General features: G+C 64.6%; 13 protein-coding genes and 1 pseudogene. 11 read left to right on the top strand and 3 right to left on the bottom strand.

The window, feature by feature from the left end:
• Window positions 1–197: 197 nt before the first annotated feature.
• Together osmF and AC5DC2_RS08000 are read right to left on the bottom strand one after the other, a co-directional pair.
• Window positions 198–1,115 carry a glycine betaine ABC transporter substrate-binding protein OsmF gene (gene osmF / locus AC5DC2_RS08005; protein ID WP_024707613.1) on the bottom strand — a complete coding sequence of 306 codons (918 nt, stop codon included), beginning with the start codon at window positions 1,113–1,115 and terminating at the stop codon, window positions 198–200.
• 55 nt (window positions 1,116–1,170) lie between these two features.
• Entirely contained in the window at window positions 1,171–2,721 is a 1,551-nt protein-coding gene (locus AC5DC2_RS08000) for an aromatic amino acid lyase (RefSeq protein WP_024707614.1), read from the bottom strand.
• A gap of 140 nt (window positions 2,722–2,861) precedes the next feature.
• Between AC5DC2_RS08000 and AC5DC2_RS07995 the strand changes: the two genes are divergently transcribed.
• The 11 genes from AC5DC2_RS07995 (at window position 2,862) to AC5DC2_RS07945 (ending at window position 15,169) form a co-directional block, all read left to right on the top strand.
• Entirely contained in the window at window positions 2,862–4,037 is a 1,176-nt protein-coding gene (locus AC5DC2_RS07995) for a LysR family transcriptional regulator (protein ID WP_491698124.1), read from the top strand.
• 113 nt (window positions 4,038–4,150) lie between these two features.
• Window positions 4,151–4,609, top strand: a complete 459-nt coding sequence (locus AC5DC2_RS07990) for a baeRF12 domain-containing protein (protein ID WP_024707616.1) — start codon at window positions 4,151–4,153, stop codon at window positions 4,607–4,609.
• Window positions 4,610–4,837: 228 nt separating this feature from the next.
• On the top strand, window positions 4,838–5,623 hold the full coding sequence (locus tag AC5DC2_RS07985) for a DeoR/GlpR family DNA-binding transcription regulator (protein WP_491698123.1): 786 nt from the start codon (window positions 4,838–4,840) through the stop codon (window positions 5,621–5,623).
• Window positions 5,620–7,149: a sugar ABC transporter ATP-binding protein gene (locus tag AC5DC2_RS07980; protein ID WP_491698122.1), complete on the top strand. Its 1,530-nt coding sequence runs from the start codon at window positions 5,620–5,622 to the stop codon at window positions 7,147–7,149. The genes AC5DC2_RS07985 and AC5DC2_RS07980 overlap by 4 nt, the downstream gene beginning before the upstream one ends.
• A gap of 33 nt (window positions 7,150–7,182) precedes the next feature.
• Window positions 7,183–8,166: an ABC transporter permease subunit gene (locus AC5DC2_RS07975; RefSeq protein WP_024707619.1), complete on the top strand. Its 984-nt coding sequence runs from the start codon at window positions 7,183–7,185 to the stop codon at window positions 8,164–8,166.
• Between the two features lie 47 nt (window positions 8,167–8,213).
• Window positions 8,214–9,164 carry an ABC transporter substrate-binding protein gene (locus AC5DC2_RS07970; protein WP_491698121.1) on the top strand — a complete coding sequence of 317 codons (951 nt, stop codon included), beginning with the start codon at window positions 8,214–8,216 and terminating at the stop codon, window positions 9,162–9,164.
• 200 nt (window positions 9,165–9,364) lie between these two features.
• A complete protein-coding gene (locus AC5DC2_RS07965) occupies window positions 9,365–10,108 on the top strand; it encodes an ABC transporter ATP-binding protein (RefSeq protein ID WP_491698120.1) in 744 nt (247 codons plus the stop codon).
• Entirely contained in the window at window positions 10,102–12,465 is a 2,364-nt protein-coding gene (locus tag AC5DC2_RS07960) for an ABC transporter permease (protein WP_491698119.1), read from the top strand. The genes AC5DC2_RS07965 and AC5DC2_RS07960 overlap by 7 nt, the downstream gene beginning before the upstream one ends.
• Before the next feature lie 4 nt (window positions 12,466–12,469).
• Window positions 12,470–13,675 carry an efflux RND transporter periplasmic adaptor subunit gene (locus AC5DC2_RS07955; protein WP_491698118.1) on the top strand — a complete coding sequence of 402 codons (1,206 nt, stop codon included), beginning with the start codon at window positions 12,470–12,472 and terminating at the stop codon, window positions 13,673–13,675.
• Between the two features lie 118 nt (window positions 13,676–13,793).
• Window positions 13,794–14,723 carry a LysR substrate-binding domain-containing protein gene (locus AC5DC2_RS07950; protein ID WP_491698117.1) on the top strand — a complete coding sequence of 310 codons (930 nt, stop codon included), beginning with the start codon at window positions 13,794–13,796 and terminating at the stop codon, window positions 14,721–14,723.
• Complete coding sequence (locus AC5DC2_RS07945) at window positions 14,720–15,169, top strand: NUDIX hydrolase (protein ID WP_491698116.1); 450 nt, start codon at window positions 14,720–14,722, stop codon at window positions 15,167–15,169. The genes AC5DC2_RS07950 and AC5DC2_RS07945 overlap by 4 nt, the downstream gene beginning before the upstream one ends.
• Window positions 15,170–15,197: 28 nt before the next feature.
• On the opposite strand, the pseudogene AC5DC2_RS07940 reads toward AC5DC2_RS07945, so the two are convergent.
• Window positions 15,198–15,518: pseudogene (locus AC5DC2_RS07940) on the bottom strand (thiamine phosphate synthase); the annotation flags it as partial.
• Window positions 15,519–15,674 lie beyond the last annotated feature (156 nt).

Below are 15,674 nucleotides of genomic sequence, written 5' to 3'. Positions count from 1 at the left end.
CTTGCGGCGGGGTGCGATATGTCCCTTTAATCTCCCCCCTTGAGGGGGAGATGTCGCGAAAGCGACAGAGGGGGGTAAGGGCAAGAGCCGCATACACCGTGCCTCGTTGGAGAGGGTTCACCCCTCTCTGCCCCTGTCGGGGCATCTCCCCCTCAAGGGGGGAGATTGTTTTTGCTGCATTGCTGCCGATTCCGGCCTTACTTCACAAACCCGTTCGAGGTCAGGTAGTCCTTGGCAACCGCATCGGCGGGCTCGCCGCCGACCTGGACGCGACCGTTGAGGTCCTGCAGGGTTTCAAGCGTCAGCCCCTCGAAGATCGGCTTCAGGATCTCGGCAATCTCAGGATATTCCTCGAGCCGGACCTCGCGGATGATCGGGGTCGGCAGATAGACCGGCTGCACGCCCTTGTCGTCTTCCATCACCTTGAGGCCCGAGGGCGCAATCCCGCCATCGGTGCCGTAGACCATGGCGGCGTTGGCGCCCGAGGTCTGCTTTGCCGCAGCCGCGATCGTTGCCGCCGTATCGCCGCCGGAAAGCTGGATCAGCTGGCCGGAGGTGAGATCGAAGCCATAGGCCTTCTCGAAGGCCGGAAGCGCCGCCGGCGAGGTGACGAATTCGGAGGATGCCGCAAGCTTCACCGTGCCGCCATCGGCGACAAAGGCGCCGAATTCGCTCATGGTCGAAAGATTGTTCGGATCGGCGACATCCTTTCGCAGGGCGATTGCCCAGGTGTTGTTGGCGTCAGCCGGCGTCAGCCAGACGATCTTGTTGGCGTCATAGTCGAGCTTCTTGGCCTCTTCATAGCCGGCCTCCGGCTTGTTCCAGACCGGAAGGTCGGTCTTGTTGAAGAAGAAGGCGGCATTGCCGGTATATTCGGGATAGATGTCGATCTGGCCCTGCGTGATTGCCTGGCGGACGATCGGCGTGCCGCCGAGCTGGATCTTGTTTTCCGTCGGAATGTCGTTGGCCTCAAGCGCCTGAAGGATGATGTTGCCGAGCACCCCGCCTTCCGTGTCGATCTTGGAAGAAACCACGACGGGATCGGCCGAGGCGGCGCCTGCGAAGGCAAAGGCCGAGATGGCGAGCGCGCCGGTCAGTATAGCAAGTCGTTTCATGATCTGTCCCTCTCTTGACGGTCCTCGTGAGAACCTTGCTGTGTCGCCCGCGGCCTCAAGCCGTTTCAGGCGGTGCGAGTGCGAAAAAGTCATCGAGCAGGGCCAGCGGCGCCTGTTCGATCAGTCTGGTCATTGTCGCATCCGAGCCGAGTTCCTCTTCGATCTGCTCGACCTCGCTCGAAAGCGGCCTGTCCTTCAGATAGAGCGCGGAATGCGATCTGACGATAGCATAGACCAGATTTGCGACGCCGCGCGGTTCATCGCCCGAAATATCCATGGCCTGGGCGGCAAGCAGCGCCTCAAGCCCTGCCATGCGGCGCAGCGCCCTGACCTGGCGCTCGAAGCGTTCGACCACCAGCGGCAGGAAGGCCGCCTCGTCCTCGATCCCGCCGGCCACCACCAGCGACTGCGCCGATATCGGCGCCGACAGCGACTGCGTCCGGATGAAGAGATCGCCGGCGAGCTTCAGGATCGGGCCGAAGCCGGTGGCGACCGTGCCATGCGGCACGAGATTGACCGGCAGGTCGCGCCGCCCCCCGTTCGCGAGGATGACGCAGCGGTTGAAGATGTTGCGCGCCACATGGGCCATGGCAATCTGGGCGGCCTGCATGTAGATCGTCACATCGAGCGGCAGGGATCCGCCGGAGGTCAGCACCTCATTGCCGATGACCACCGGATTGTCATCGGTGCGGCCGGTGGCGGCCAGTATTGTCCGGCCGGCAATCGTCAGGCTCTCGATCGTCGTGCCGAAGACCTGCGGCATCATCCGGATCGACAACGGGTCCTGCACATGGCTTGCAGACGTCCAGCACCAGTCGTCGAAGGCGCGGCAGAGCCAGACGCCGATATCGGCATGCGCATGCGTGCCCACTTCGACCACCGAGCGCCACGGCGCGATCGCAGCGCCCATGGCGCCCGCCGTCGCAAGGCCCGTCGCCAGGAGCACGCGCACGGCAAGGGCGGCCTTGTGCAAGGCGGAGGCGGCGGAAGCATAGCCGATGGCGTTCAGCGAGAAGGAAGCGAGCGCGTCGCGCGGCTCCATGCGCAAGGGCTGCAGGCCGGTTGCTGCGAATGCCTCGGTCACCGGCATGCGGCGGCCCTGATAGACCGCATCGCCGACGCCGGTGAGCGCCGCCGAAACCTGGCCCATCAAGCCGATGTCGGCGCAACCGATGGAGCCGGTGCGGCGCACGACCGGGATCACGTCATGTTCGAGCAGCGCCTGAAAGGCTTCCACAAGTGCCATGGAACAGCCGACCCGACCGGTCAGCGCCGTGTTGATGCGGATCGCGATCGCATTGCGGACGATCTCGACCGGGAAAGGATCTCCCGTTCCGAAATGATGGGCGCGCACGAGGCCGAGATTGAAATCCTCCAGCGCCTCGACCGTCCACTCGGTATCCTTCATCGCGCCGACGCCGGTATTGGCGCCGTAGATCGAAAGTCCTTCGGCAAGCCGGTCGCGCACCACCTGATGGGCGCGCTCGACCCGCTCGATCCCCGCCTGGGTGACGACCGGCAGCGCTAGGCCCGCGCCGATCCGCGACAGGATGTCGAAGTCCAGCGGCTGGCCTGAAAACATGATGGCGTTGTTCTTCGCGCGCATTCGGTTCCCCATTTGTTGAAGGCAAGCGTATTGGATTATTGCCGAAGACGGGATATCCCATATGATGAACGGGAGATGCTCCGGATTTATGCAATGACGTTTTTGCCTATAAAATAACCAGCAGCAAATGGCAGGCGCGTATGGACACCCTGACACTCTGCAGCGTGTATGAGGTTCTGAAATGCGGCGGCCTGCGCCCGGCGGCGCGCGCGCTCAGGCGCCCGCCGGCGAGCATGGCTGCGGCCGTCGACAGGACGGAGACCGAGCTGGCCACGCCGCTGGTGCAGAAGGCCGGATCGCGCCTGTCGCTGACGCTCGAGGGCCGGCGGTTGATGCCGGATATCGCCCTTGCGGCGGGCACGGCCCGTGCGCTCGGAGAACTCGCCGACATCGATGCCGGGCGCAAGGCGATGCTGTCGGTCAGCATCCTGACGCTGTCCCGCTTCTGCCAGGCGGCGCGCGCGGGCAGCATCCGCCGCGCGGCGCGCGAGATCGGCATCGGCCAGCCGCAGCTTTCCCGCCAGATCTCCGCCTTCGAGGCGGACATGAACCGGGCGCTCTTCACCCGCAGCGCAGACGGCATAGACCTGACGTCCGCCGGCCAGCAGGCGCTCGCCCTCGCCGAGACGCTGGAGGAGGTTTGGAGGCGGCTGACCGGCAGCGCCGACCGCCAGTTCCGCCGCACCGTTTCCACCTGCCATCTTGGGTCCGTGATCCCGCTCGGCTACGAGAGCAACACGGCACGGGCGCTCGCGCGGCTTTCCGCGCGGTGGCTCGAGCAGCGCCCCGGCGCGCCGCTGTTCATCTCCTCCACCACGGCGGACGAACTGATGCGCGGCCTGCAGGGCGGCATCTATGACGTGGCGCTGCTTGATACCGAGTCGATCCCCGAGAGTTTCGAGCGCCGGGCGATCTCCCGCTCAAGGCTTTCCGTCGTCGGCCCGCGAAGACTGATCGAAAAGAGCGGCGGGGACATCGCCAATCTGGTTCTGAAGCGGCCTGTCGCGGTGCCGAGTCTGAAGAGCGGACTGCGGCAGAAGGCCGATCTGCTTTTCGCCGAAAAGCTGAGCGAGGCCGAACGGGCGGCCATGCGCATGGTCGAGGTCGATTCCCTTCCGATCATCGTCAACCTCGTCGTCGAGCACGATTTCGTTGCCGTCCTGCCGCAGGCCGCCTTCCTCGCCATGGCGGCGCCCATCGGCAGCATTCCGCTTTCCGATCGTTTCAGCCTCACGCTTTCCCTCGTCTGGCCGCCGACGGCCGCCGCCGCCCGCCAGGCAGCCCGCATTCTGGACGTCCTGCCGGCGATCGAGTGACCGTCCGGCGCGGCACCCGCAAAATTCTGCCGTCTTTCGCAAGGAACATTCGGCCTGCCCGAACGGTTTTACGTTCAGGCAAATATATCCCCGTCTCAAAGAGGAGGTCCGCCATGAGCCTGTTCAAACTTCCCCATAAATCCTGGGTCGTCGTCTGTGATGGAGCACGGGCGCTGTTCATGGAGAATATCGGCGATGCCGAAAGCCTGAACCTGCGGGTGGCAGAGCGCTCAGCCCAGGAGGATGCGCCGTCGCGCGAGATCGGCACGGACAGGCCCGGCCGCTCGCATTCCTCGGTCGGCAACGGGCGCAGCGCGATGGAGGAAACCGACTGGCATGAACAGGCCGAGCAGGAATTTCTCAAACGCACGGCCGAGCGCCTCAACGCGCTCGTCTATGACAAGACGATCGAGGATTTTGTGCTGATCGCGCCTCCGCCCGCCATTGGCGCGTTGCGGCCTCATCTCACGCCCGAGACGACGGCGGCGATGCGCGAGGAAATCCAGAAGGAACTCGCCAATCAGTCGGTCGCCGATATCGAGAAGCACCTGACCAGGCTGAGAGCAGCCTGAGCCAGTGCGGCGGCGAATGCGGACCCGCCGGTCGCCCGCGCCCGCCGCCAGTTCCGTCAAATACCGTCGCAAGAGATGCGAAAACGCCAGCTCCGGCACGAAATGATTGATATCGATCATCTTTTGATCGCATCAAAACAGTTTTCGACCAAAAGTACGCACAAAATCTTGCTTTTCTGATTCTTCTGGTTCATTTTCCGGGAATGGAATTCCGTACGGGAGGACGGAATGGCGGAGTTGCACCGGCACCAGAAAATACTGGCCCTGCTTGCTGAGCACCCCTTTCTCTCGGTCACCGAACTGACCGACGCGACGGGCGTGTCCGCGGCGACCGTCCGGCGCGACATCGACAAGCTTGAGAAGGCAGGTTTCGGCCAGCGCGTACATGGCGGCATCGCGGCCGAAAAGGGGCATCACGCCAGGCGCGCCATACCCCTTCCCTTCATGGAAAACCGCGATATCGCCGTGGAGCAGAAACGGGCGATCGCGGCGGCCGCCTCGACGCTCGTGCGCGACGGCACGTCGATTATCATTCACGGCGGCTCAACCTGCTTTCACTTCGGCATGGCCATTGCCCGGCGCAATCTCAGGGTCTTCACCCATTCCATGCCGCTCGCCGCCTATCTCGCCGAATATGGCGAATGCCAGCTGACCATCGGCGGCGGCGACCTGCACCGGGAGCCCGGCATCGTCTATGACCGGTTCGCCGACGAACGCGCCTTCTATGCCTCGCAGTTCTTCGTCGGCGCGCTCGGCATTGAACGGCAAGGGCTGATGGAGACCAATCCGCTGCTGGTCCAGCTGACCCGCGACATGGCAGCCTTCGCCAACGAGATCATCGTGCTCGTCGACAGCCGAAAGTTTGCCGAACGGACATCGACGCTGTCCCTGCCCTTTGCCCAGATCCGCAGGCTCGTGACCGATGACGGCCTCGCCGATGCCGATGCCCGCATGCTCGAGGAGGAAGGCGTCGACTATATCATTGCCGCGCGAAAGGGAGAGACCGACACATGACCGAGACCGCACGCCCGGTTCTGGAAATGGAGGGCATTTCGAAGACCTTCGGGTCCGTCAGGGCCCTTGAGGATGTCGCGATCACCGCCCATGGCGGCGAGGTGCACGCGCTGATGGGCGAAAACGGCGCCGGCAAATCGACCCTGATGAAAATCCTCTCCGGCGCCTATACGCCGGACAGGGGCGGCACCATTCTGGTCGGCGGCAAGCCGGTGCCGGAGGGCAATCCCAAGGCGGCCAAGGCCATGGGCGTCGCCGTGATCTACCAGGAGCTCTCGCTCGCGCCCAACCTGACGGTCGCCGAAAACATCTTCCTCGGCAATGAGCGCGCGCGCTCCGGCATCGTCAACCGCGCGGAGATGCGTTCGCGCACCGCGCCGCTGCTGAAACGCCTCGGCGTCGATTTCTCGCCCTCGACGGTGGTCGGCTCTCTCTCGCTCGGCGAACGCCAGCTCGTCGAGATCGCCCGGGCCATGTCCACCAATGCCCGGATCATCGTCATGGACGAGCCGACGACCTCGCTGTCGAGCCGCGAGACCGAGCGCCTGTTCGACGTGATCGCGGCGCTCAAGGCCGACGGCATCGCCATCATCTATATCTCGCACCGTATGGAGGAGGTCTACCGGCTCGCCGACCGCTGCTCGGTGCTGCGCGACGGCAAATATATCGGCACGCTCGACCGCGACGAACTGAGCGCCGAACGGCTGATCTCGATGATGGTCGGGCGCGACCTCTCGACCTTCTACAAGAAGGCGCATGTCGAACGCGACGAAACCGCCGAAACCGTTCTCGAGGTGCGCAATATGAGCGCCGGCCGCAAGGTGCGCGATTGCTCCTTTTCCGTCCGGCGCGGCGAGGTGCTGGGCGTCTCCGGCCTTGTCGGCTCGGGGCGCACCGAACTTGCCCGGCTGATCTACGGCGCCGACAGGGCGACATCGGGCACGGTGCTGCTCGAGGGACGGGAGGTGACCCCGCAAAGCCCGAGCGCCGCGCTTGACGCCGGCATCGTCTACCTGACGGAAGACCGAAAGCAGCTCGGCCTGTTCCTTGACATGACGATTGCCGACAACATCAACATTTGCGTCATGGGCGAGGATTCGGGACCCGCCGGAACGCGCAATTTCAAGGCGGCGCGCAAGCGGGCGCGCGCCGAGTTCGAGAAACTGTCGATCCGCGCGCCCTCGCCTTTCGTCAATGTCGGTTCGCTGTCGGGCGGCAACCAGCAAAAGGTGCTGCTCGGACGGCTGCTCGAAGTCAAACCGAAGGTGATCATTCTCGACGAGCCGACCCGCGGCGTCGATGTCGGCGCGAAATCCGAAATCTACCGGCTGATCGATGAGCTGGCGCGCCAGGGTCTCGCCGTGGTGATGATCTCCAGCGAACTGCCGGAAATCATCAATGTCGCCGATCGGGTCATCGTCATGCGCGAGGGCGAGATTGCCGGCGAGGTCAAGTCGTCAGACGGGGCAGCGATCGAACAGGAAGCAATCATGCGGCTTTCCACGGGAACCGGGGCCGCGGCATGACACACGGCGCTAAGAGGCCGAAGGAGGACATCTATGACTGAGGCGCAGAAGGGGGCGGCAAACGGCCGGTCCTACCAGGTCGGCACGCTGATCAAGACGCTCGGCATGCTGCCGGTGCTGATCCTGCTGGCCATCGGATTCCAGCTTCTGACCGGCAAGTTTCTCGGGGTCAACAATCTGTCGATCGTCATGCAGCAGGCCTCGATCAACATCGTACTGGCGGCCGGCATGACTTTTGTCATCCTGACCGGGGGCATCGACCTTTCGGTCGGCTCGATCCTTGCTGCGTCCGCCATGGCGGCGGTGATGTTCTCGCTCAACCCGGCGCTCGGCTGGATCGGCGTGCCGGCAGGGCTGGCGCTCGGCCTCGTCTTCGGCCTTGCCAACGGCGCGCTGGTCGCATTCCTGCGATTGCCGCCCTTCATCGTCACGCTCGGGTCACTGACGGCGGTGCGCGGCGTGGCGCGGCTGATGGGCAACGACACGACGGTTTTCAACGCCGAACTGCCATTCGCGGTGATCGGCAACGGCGCGATCCTGGGCGTGCCGATCCTTGCCATCATCGCGCTTCTGGTCATCCTGATTTCCTGGTTCGTGCTACGCCGCACGGTGCTCGGCACCTGGATCTACGCCGTCGGCGGCAACCAGGAGGCCGCCCGGCTGACGGGCATCAAGGTGCCGCTTGTGCTCCTGTTCGTCTACGGCGTCTCCGGCCTGATGGCCGGGCTTGGCGGCGTTATGTCGGCGGCCAGGCTTTATGCGGCCAACGGCCTGCAACTCGGACAATCCTATGAGCTCGACGCAATCGCCGCCGTCATTCTGGGCGGTACCAGTTTCGTTGGCGGCGTCGGCTCGATCTGGGGCACGCTGATCGGTGCGCTGATCATCGCTGTCCTCTCGAACGGCCTGATCCTGACGGGAACGTCGGACATCTGGCAGTTCATCATCAAGGGCCTTGTCATTATCGCTGCCGTCACCCTCGACCGCTTCCGCGGCAAGGGTTCCGACAGGACGTAAAGGCCCTTCATCAACGCATGAAACGCGAAAAGCGGAGGAGCAAACCCATGCAGATTTCGAAGAAACTTCTTCTTGGCGCGGCAGCGGCCATCGCCATGACGGCGTCCGGCGCGCAGGCGCAGGACAAGGAACTGAACAGCATCGGCATTTCCGTCGGCCTGCTCGGCAACCCGTTCTTCGTCGCCACCATCAAGGGCATCGAGGACCGCGCCCGCGAGATCAACCCGGATGTCGAGATCACCTCGGTTTCCGCCGACTACGACCTCAACAAGCAGGTGAGCCAGATCGACAACTTCATCGCCAAGGGCGTCGACATCATCATGCTGAACGCCGTGGACGACACGGCGATCGCGCCCGCCGTCAACCGCGCGAAGAACGCCGGCATCACGATCGCCGCCTTCGACGTTTCCGCGCCGGGCGCTGACGTGACCGTGATGACGGACAATATCGCCGCCGGCCAGAAGGCCTGCCAGTACATCGTCGACGCGCTTTCCGGCGAAGGCAATGTCGCCATCATCAAGGGCCCGTCCTCCTCCTCGCTCAATGACCGTTTCACCGGCTGCATGGAGGTGTTCGAGGCCAATGACGGCATCAATGTCGTTTCCAACGACCAGAACGGCCTGGCCGCGCGCGAAGGCGGCATGAATGTGATGCAGGGTCTGCTGACCCGTTTCTCCGATCTCGACGCGGTCTTCGGCGCCAATGACCCGATGGCGCTCGGCGCCCAGCTTGCCGCCAAGCAGCTCGGTCGCACCGACATCATCATCACCGGCGTTGACGGAGCGCCGGACACGGAGAAATCGCTGAAAGACCCGAATTCGCTGCTGAAGGCCTCCGCCTCCCAGGACCCCTACGTCATGGCGGGCGAAGCGCTTGAGCTTGGCTACAAGTTCTATCAGGGCGAGGATATCGAGGAGACCACCGTCCTGCTCGAGCCGCAGCTGATCACGGCGGACAATATCGACGAGTATCAGGGCTGGACGGCCGTCCGCGAGTAAGCCCGGACCCGCCCCGCACCCGCATTGAGGCCTGTGAGGCGCGGCGGCTATTCCGTCGCGCCTTTTTCGTGCCTGAGTCTCTCCTTCTTGATGCGCGTCAAGGTGGCGATTTCTTCTTTCCGCACACTGGACTTGAGCCGGTTTGCCGGTAAGCTCGCCGCAGGCGGGAGCCGGCGGCAATCGCCGCTGCGGGAGAGGCCATGCAGGACCAGCAAACAGCCAAGACCGACGACAATCGCCGCAAGCCGATTTTTTCCGCGCGCGGCATATCGAAGGTCTATACGAGCGGCGAGGTCGAGGTGAAGGCGCTGGCCGGCGTCGATCTCGACCTCTTCGACGGCGAGATGGTGGTGCTGCTCGGCCCCTCGGGCAGCGGCAAGTCGACGCTTTTGAACATTGTCGGCGGGCTCGACCGGGCGAGCTCGGGTACGGTCCGGTTTCGCGACGAGATCATTTCCGATTATCCCGAATGGAAGCTGACGCGCTATCGCCGCGCCCATGTCGGCTTCGTCTTCCAGTTCTACAATCTGATTCCGAGCCTGACGGCGCGCGAGAATGTGGCGCTGGTGGCGGCGATCTCGAAAAACCCGATGCCGCCCGAAGAGGCGCTGGAAATGGTCGGGCTGAAACATCGGCTGGATCATTTTCCGGCCCAGATGTCCGGCGGCGAGCAGCAGCGGGTCGCCATTGCCCGTGCCATTGCCAAGCGGCCGGAGGTTCTCTTCTGCGACGAGCCGACCGGCGCGCTCGATTCGAAGACCGGCATTCTCGTGCTCGAGGTGCTCTGCCGCATCAATGAGGAGCTTGGCGCCACGGTCGCCATCATCACCCACAATGCCGATATCCGCAGGATCGCCCATCGTGTCATCACCTTCCGCGACGGGCGGATCGAGGGCACCGAGGTCAACGAGGAGCGCCTGAACCCGGTGGACATAAAATGGTAGCAGTCCTCGACCGCAAGCTTCTGCGCGACGTGCGCCGCCTCTGGGCGCAGCTTCTGGCGGTTGCGCTGGTGCTGGCCTGCGGCGTGGCTGTGCTGATCATGGCCGTCGGCGTCTACCGCTCGCTGATCGAGACGCGCGACACGTTTTATGACCGCTATCGCTTCGCCGACGTCTTTGCCACGGTGACCCGCGCGCCCGACCGGCTGGCCGAGGAGATACGGGCGATCGACGGGGTGTTGCGCGCCGATTTCCGTGTGGTCAAGCCCGCCATTCTCGACATTACCGGCATGCAGGCCCCGGCCGCCGCCACCGTGGTCTCGACGCCCGACAGCGGCGAGCCACTCTTAAACCGCGTCTATATCCGCGCCGGGCGCCTGCCCGACCCGAACCGCGTCGGCGAGGTGGCGGTTTCGGAGAATTTCGCCAAGGCGCACGGCTTTGCGCCCGGAGACCGTTTCGAGGCGCTGATGGACGGGAAGAAGCGCCGTCTCACCATCACCACCATCGTTCTCTCGCCCGAATATGTCTACGCCATCGGCCCGGGCGACATGGTGCCGGACAATGCCCGCTACGGCATCCTCTATATGCCGGAAACCGTGCTTGACGGCATATTCGACATGGACGGCGCGTTCAACGAGGTGGCGCTGCAACTCGGGCGCAACGCCAATGAAGAGGCGGTGATCGAACGCCTCGACGGCCTGCTCTCCCCCTATGGCGGGATCGGCGCCTATGGCCGCGACCGGCAGATATCGAACGCCTTCGTGGACAGCGAACTGACGCAGCTGAAGGCGATGGCGGGGGTTTTGCCGCCAATCTTCCTCGGGGTTGCCGCCTTCCTCGTCAACATGGTGCTGTCGCGGATGATCGCGCTCGAGCGCGAACAGATCGGCCTGTTGAAGGCGCTCGGTTTTTCAAGCCCGGCCATCGCCGCGCACTATATCAAGCTGACGCTGGTGATCGTGATCATCGGCACGGCGATCGGCTTTGCGCTCGGGAGCTGGTGGGGCGTGGCGATGACCAGGCTATACGTGCGCTTCTACACCTTCCCCTTCCTGGTGTTCGACTGGAGCCCGGACGTCTATCTCCTGGCGGGAGGCGTGGCCGCCGCAGCCGCTTTGGTGGGCGCGGCAAGGGTGATCTATCGCGCGGCGAGCCTGCCGGCCGCCGTTGCGATGCGCCCGCCCGAACCGGTGCGCTACCGGCAGCTTTCGCTCGGATTCCGGCTGCCGCACCTGCTCTCCGAACTGACGATCATGGCGCTGCGCAATATCACGCGGTTTCCGGTGCGCGCGGCAATGACCGTGGTCGGCATCGCCATGCCGGTGGCGCTTCTGACGGTCGGCATGTCCACCTCCAATTCCATGGATGCGATGATCCGGGCGATCTTCTTCGACACGCAGCGCCAGGACGCAACCGTCAGCTTCACCGATGCGCTGACGCCCGAGGCGCACATTGCGCTCGGCCGCCTGCCCGGCGTGATGCGCGCGGAAGGGTTTCGGTCCGAACCGGTGATACTGCGCAACGGCTACCTCGAAAAGCATCTGTCGATCAACAGCGCTGCAAGTTCCGACGATCTCTCCCGTGTGGTGGATCCGGATGCCGTGCAGCTTTCCATTCCGCCAGACGGGCTGATGATCAGCGAACGGGTGGCCGAAACGCTCGGCCTTTCCACCGGCGACATGGCCGAGGTCGAGCTCGTGACGCGAAACCATCGTCTCGTCGACGTGCCGGTCACCTCGGTCGTGCAGAGTTTTCTGGGCCTGGCCGTCTTCATGGACGACGCGGCGCTCGACCATCTGGTCGGCGACGGTCGCCGGATTTCAGGCGCCAATATCGCCGTCGACGAGACCCGGCTTGCCGCCTTCTACGGCGCGGTCAAGGACACGCCGAAGATTGCAGGCGTGGCGCTCAACCGGCTGTCGCTGGAAAACTTCCGCAAGACGATGCGGGAAAACATCGACATCATGTCGACCATCTATATCGCGCTTGCGGCCGTCATCACCTTCGGCGTCGTCTATAATTCCGCGCGCATCCTGCTGTCCGAGCGCGGACGCGAGCTGGCGAGCCTCAGGGTGCTCGGTTTCTCCCGCGCGGAAGTCTCGCAGGTGCTGCTGGTGGAAATCGCGGCACTGATCACGCTCGCCCAGCCGATCGGCTGGTATCTTGGCTATTTCTTCGCCAAGCTGGTGATTTCAGGGTTTTCGAGCGACCTGTTCACCATTCCGTTCGTCGTCGATCTCGACAGCTATGCGCGCGCGTCGCTGGTGGTCGTGATCGCCGGCCTTTTGTCCGCGCTGATCGTACGTCGGCGGATCGACCGGTTCGATCTCGTCGAAGTGCTGAAAACGAGGGAGTAACCCAATGGGAAAGTGGATCAGGAGAGGGCTTCTTGCCGTCGTGGCGCTCGCCGTGATCGGCGGGGTCTATCTCGCCATGCGCGAGAAGCCGGTGGCCGTCGACGTGGCGAGGATTGCGTCCGGGCCAATGGAGGTCACCATCCTGCAGGAGGGCAAGACGCGGGTGAAGGAGATCTACACCATCCACACGCCGATTGCCGGGCAGATGCTGCGCACCCGCTTTGACGAGGGCGATGCGGTGGAGGCGGGTAAAAGCGTGGTTGCCCGAATCCTGCCCTCGCAATCCGCCCTTCTCGATCCGCGCACCCGCGATGAGTTGCGCGCCGCCCTCGATGCCGCGAAAGTGGCGGTCGCCATCGCCGAGGCCGAACGGGTGAAGGCGTCGGCCAATCTCGAGCAGGCCGACGACCAGCTCCGGCGCTATCGCAATCTCAGCCAGCGCGACACGATTTCCGCGATGGAACTGCAGCAGGCCGTCACCGCCGTGGACGTGGCGAAGGCCCAGCTCAATGCGGCGGAAGCCACGGTATCCCTGCGCCAGGCGGAGATGAAGGCGGCAGAAGCACGGCTATCCGAGCCGCGCGCGGCGCTTCTGGCAGACGAGGAGGACTGCTGCATCGACCTGACCGCCCCCGCCGACGGCGTCATCCTCGATATCTATGCCCGCAGCGCCCAGCCGGTGGCGATCGGCGCCAAGATCGCCGATATCGGCGACCCGCGCAATCTGGAAGCCGTGGTCGATCTTCTGTCGACGGACGCTGTTCACATCCATGCCGGCACGAAGGCCGAGATCGTCGACTGGGGCGGAGAGCCGGTTGCGGCAACCGTCCGGCGCGTCGAGCCCGCAGCCTATGAAAAGGTCTCCGCGCTCGGCATTTCCGAGCAGCGGGTCGACGCGATCCTCGATTTCGACACCGTGCCCGAAGGCCTCGGCAATGCCTTCCGCATCTATGCCCGGCTGGTGATCTGGAAGGCCGACAATGTTACGCAGGTGCCGATCGCCGCGCTGTTCCGCTCCGGCAATGACTGGCAGGTCTTCAGGGTCGATGGCGACAGGGCCGCGATCACCACGGTCGAGATCGGCCGGATGAACGACGAGGCAGCCGAAGTGACCGACGGGCTTGCCGCCGGCGATCAGGTGGTGCTGCATCCCAGCGACACTTTGTCGGACGGTTCGCCGGTGACGCTGAGGCGCCTGGAAGCGCCGTGATGCCGCACCTGCATTGACCCGGCGCATTGCCTGGCCTCTCCGCCTTGATCCCACTGCCATTTCGGCCTAATACTTTTCTTTATCGAATTCCGATCTTGATGGATTATGAATTTCTGAAGTGTTGACGACCTTTGACATGGATGCGCTGCGCACCGTCGTGGTGGGAACGGACCTCGGCAGCTTTGCTCGGGCGGCGGTGCAGCTCGGCCGCTCGCAATCGGCCGTGAGCATGCATTTGAAGAAGCTGGAGCAACAGACCGGCACCGTGCTTTTCAGGCGCAGCGGCCGCGGTCTCGTGCCGACTGAGGCGGGAGACGCCTTCATCGCCTATGCGCGAAGGATCATCGCCCTGAATGACGAGGCCGCACTTTCGATGGGCGTTGCCGCGACGACGGCCTCCGTCCGCCTCGGCGTGCCGCAGGATTTCTTCGATGACGTGATGCCCGCGACGCTGAGCGCCTTCTTGAACGAATACGACGCCGTGCATGTCGATATCCGCGCGGGCGAAAACCACAGCCTTGCCGAGGACGTGCGCACCGGTCGCCTTGACGCCGCAATCGCCTTCTTCGGCGCCGGCAGCCCGGGCGAAGGCGAGACGCTGTGCCGCCTGCCGATGCGCTGGCTGTCGACCGCCGATACGCTGGCGACGCTGCGGAGCGATCCGGTCCCGCTGGTGCTTTTCAATCATCCCTGCCTGTTCCGGCAGGCAGCGCTTGCCGCACTGGACAAAAGCCGGATGCGCTGGCGCCCCGCCCTGACGACGCCGAGCCTTCCGGCCGTATGGTCGGCGCTGCGGTCGGGTCTCGGCATTGCGGTGCGCACCGACCATGCCAGGCCGGAGGATATCGTCAGTGCCGGGAGGGAATGCGGCCTCCCGGAACTGCCGGCAATCGAACTGCGCCTGCTGCGCAGGCCGGATATTGCGCCCGCCGCCGACCGGTTGGCTGAGACCCTGCGGCAGGAAACGCTGGAAAGGGTGACGGCCGGCAGCGGCAGGCAACAGCCCGATGCGTTGTGCGCGGCGCCTGCGCACGCGAGGCAAGCATGACCACGGAGCGCTTTCCCGATCGTCCGATCGCCGCGACCATTGCCGTTGTCATCCGCGCCGGCAGGGTTTTGCTGGTGCGCCGGGCCAATCCGCCCGATGCCGGGTGCTGGGGCTTTCCCGGCGGCAAGATCGAACGCGGCGAAACGCTGCATCAGGCGGCCCTGCGGGAGTTGAAGGAGGAAACCGGCGTCAATGCAACGGCGCTCCGCACCTTCACCGCCGTCGATGCCTTCGACTATGCGGGGGACGGCCGCCTGCGCCGCCAGTTTGTCCTGGTCGCGGTGCTGTGCCGGTGGCTTGGAGGCGAGCCGGTTGCCGGCGACGACGCGCTCGAGGCCCGCTGGATCGACCTTGAAACGCTTGCCGGCGCCAACCTGGCGCTCAGCATGGACGTCGCCGGCGTAGCGGCGCAGGCGGCCGAAATCCTGGCTGAAGCGCAATCGTGAAGGCCGGGCACGGCCCGGTGCACATCGTTCAACCGGAGAGCCCGTCGATCTCCGTTCGGAACCTGCGGGCAGCCGCCTCGGGATCGGGCTGGCCACAGATTGCCGAGACCACGGCCAGGCCCTGTGCGCCGACGGCGAAAACCTCGGCTACATGCCCGGTCTTCAAGCCGCCGATGGCGACGGCGGGAACCGGGCTCGCTGCAATCTGCGCTTTCAGCCCGTCAAGGCCGACCGGCGTCTTGTGGTCGGGCTTGGTGGGCGTGGCAAAGACCGGTCCGGCGCCGATATAATCGACCAGCGCGGGATCGGCTGCGGCGGCAAGCGCCGGGGGTTCCACCGTCAGGCCGAGGCGCGTGCGGAACAGGCTTTCGCGGATAAGAAGGAAACACGCGAGGAGCGTGTCCAGGAGTCACGTGTCCATGGACGTGAACGGGACTGGTCTTCTGAAGCTGTTGCTCTGGAATTCATTCTCGACAGCCACACTTGGGTGCAGTGGGTGAATGGT

The organism is Martelella sp. (assembly GCF_984369615.1).
The sequence above is the reverse complement of the archived record's forward strand: the minus strand, read 5'-3'. Positions and strand labels throughout refer to the sequence as shown.